Here is a 2,212-nt window from a genome sequence, read left to right as displayed (position 1 = left end):
CCAGAGAAATTGCCGAGCTTTATGCGGAAAAGATCTTTCAATTGGAACTTGATCGAACTCGTGTGATGATACTTGCAGATCGAAATAGCCCTCCTGTTGATGTAAAAGACAAGTTAGCTCAAGTCGCAACGAACTTAGTGAAAATTAATGACTTGATGAACGCTACGCTAGTTGAATTTATCGCTAAGCAAGCGAAGTTGACGAATGAGGCGAAGAATCATGCGAATAAACAAGCCGAGGAGCAATATCAAACTGAATTGGAAAAGGAATTGGCTTTAGTTCGTAAGCAGGTTGTTACACAAAGCTTGACAGGTATCGATAGTTCTTCATATTTTTATGTAGGCTCAAAGACGATCCCATCGGCTAATCTTAATATAGAAGCAATCGCACCGCTTCTTGAGTACAAAGAACTTGCTCCAACGATTGAGAAGAACCTAAGGATAAGCAAGGAAATATGGCGGTCATTAACTCTTGAGCAAACACGTGAGGCCGCAAACCAGTGGACTAAGCGGCACGGATATATCCTGGCAACCTCTCCGGATGGCGCAGAGGACATGACGGAGGAGTTTATCAATCAATGGACATTTTGAAAAGTCACACATTAGGTGAAATCGCACAAGCGGTTGCCGGTGATCTTGATGGCGATCCGGGCATTGTCATTAGGTCATGCAGCGGATTTGATGCGGCTGAAGAAGGTTCAGTGACATTTGCTGAGGATGAGCGTCGCTTAGCCTTGGCTGAGCAGAGCCAAGCTTCAGCGATTATCACTTTTAAAGATGCAATAAAAGTCGGCAAGCCGTTAATTCGTGTTGAAAATCCTCGTTTAGCTTTCGCTTTAACCCTTACGCTATTTGCGCGACCTCATTGCGTCGCAAAAGGGGTGCATCCTACCGCAATCCTTGGTGTTGGAACGACAGTAGGGAAAGATGTGGCGATTGGAGCTTATGTGACTATCGGCGAAAATGTGACGATTAGCGATCGGGTAGTCATTTATCCGCATGTGTTTGTGGGTTGTGATGTTAAACTCGGGGAGGGCTGTTCGATATATCCTAATGTTAGCATCATGAATAGTACAGTGTTAGGAAAACGCTGTATTCTCTATTCAGGCGCTGTGATAGGTGCAGATGGTTTTGGGTACGTCTTCAGCAGTGGCAAACATATTAAAATTCCTCAAATTGGTCATGTCGTGTTAGGTGATGATGTTGAAGTCGGAGCGAATACAACTATCGATCGAGCAACAACCGGTGTGACGAAGATCGGAAACGGAACGAAGATAGATAATCTTGTCCAGATCGCTCACAACTGCAATATTGGACAGAATTGCATCATTGTATCGCAAGTCGGCCTATCGGGCAGTGTGACATTAGAAGATGGGGTTATATTGGCCGGACAGGTTGGTGTGAAGGAACATGTCACTATCGGCAAAGGTTCAATAGTCGGCGGCCAAAGTGGAGTACTAGGTGATATGCCTTCTGGCTCAACCTTATGGGGTACCCCCGCTCGACCTCAACGTGAAACCCTAGAAATGTTCGCCCACCTCGTCAAACTCCCTGCCACAGTAAAAGTTATTAAAGATTTGAAGAAACGCCTTGAGAAATTGGAAGAGAAATAAGATCGGCTAAAGGCATGCCGATTCCGTGACATTGCTAGGCTAATTGTGCCGAAGTAACCTTCACTGATGTACGTTATCTAAAATTCTGTTCAGACGACAACGATTTTTACGTACTGATGCATCAGCATGATTCTTACATCGTCTGTCCTACTTGTCGTGTTCCATCCTGTTGCTGGGCAAAAAAGGCTAAGATTATTTCAGCTAGAAGTTAAAGCAGCAGAGAAGAACGATTTAGTGTGACTAAATCTGAGTGAGACTGAGTATTTCTGATCCGTAAGTATCGGCGTTAATTGACTGCTGGTAGTTTTTGGTGAAGTAAATGGTTCAGATCGTGCGTCAGGCGAGGTCGGGGTACTGCTTAAGCAGGAGGGATTGTTAATCCTCACATCTCGTGAAGAGGCGCAGAGACTATTGAAAGGGAGCCGAGCCGGCTCTTACGGACGACAAGCGTGGGTGCAAGCAGACGAAGGATCCCTTGAAGTCAGAATTCATACGTCTTGGTCATGAGATTGAGCGCACACGGAAAAAACTAAGGCAATCGATAATAATTCATCGAGTTCTAAAAAAACTTGTTCGAAGTTTTGTGATCCAGTGTAGAGA

At 44.8% G+C, this 2,212-nt stretch carries 2 protein-coding genes; both read left to right on the top strand.

The genetic code is table 11. The features are described from left to right. The coding region (locus WCO51_12665; protein MEI6514105.1) for a hypothetical protein at positions 1-590 on the top strand (590 nt) is incomplete at its 5' end. Further along, positions 578-1,612 carry a UDP-3-O-(3-hydroxymyristoyl)glucosamine N-acyltransferase gene (gene lpxD, locus WCO51_12660; protein MEI6514104.1) on the top strand — a complete coding sequence of 345 codons (1,035 nt, stop codon included), beginning with the start codon at positions 578-580 and terminating at the stop codon, positions 1,610-1,612. The genes WCO51_12665 and lpxD, both read left to right, overlap by 13 nt. Positions 1,613-2,212 lie beyond the last annotated feature (600 nt).

The organism is bacterium (assembly GCA_037131655.1).
Lineage (GTDB): Bacteria > Armatimonadota > Fimbriimonadia > Fimbriimonadales > JBAXQP01 > JBAXQP01.
The sequence above is the reverse complement of the archived record's forward strand: the minus strand, read 5'-3'. Positions and strand labels throughout refer to the sequence as shown.